Source organism: Oleiphilus sp. HI0123 (genome assembly GCF_001635315.1).
Genome location: NZ_LWGE01000194.1, coordinates 1 through 225, shown reverse-complemented (window position 1 = coordinate 225; position 225 = coordinate 1). Strand labels below are relative to the sequence as shown.

At 38.7% G+C, this 225-nt stretch carries 1 protein-coding gene; it reads left to right on the top strand.

Annotated elements, in window-relative coordinates; genetic code table 11:
- The coding region (yidD, locus tag A3761_RS25380) for a membrane protein insertion efficiency factor YidD (protein WP_082870140.1) at positions 1 to 192 on the top strand (192 nt) is incomplete at its 5' end.
- Positions 193 to 225: the final 33 nt, after the last annotated feature.

The following is a 225-nucleotide window of genomic DNA, read 5'->3' as shown; positions in this document are numbered from 1 at the left end:
CCTTCTTGTCGATATTATCCAACATGCTCTGAATATGCCCTCGAAGCTGTAAAAATTCACGGTATATTTAAAGGAAGCTTTCTTGCAGTACATCGTGTGTTAAGATGCCATCCGGGTTGTGAAGGTGGACACGACCCTGTACCGGAAAAGAAGACAAAATCCTCCTCAGATAAACAATCAAAACCTTTATAACTCTATCTTTATAAGATATTTACGGTAGTGAAT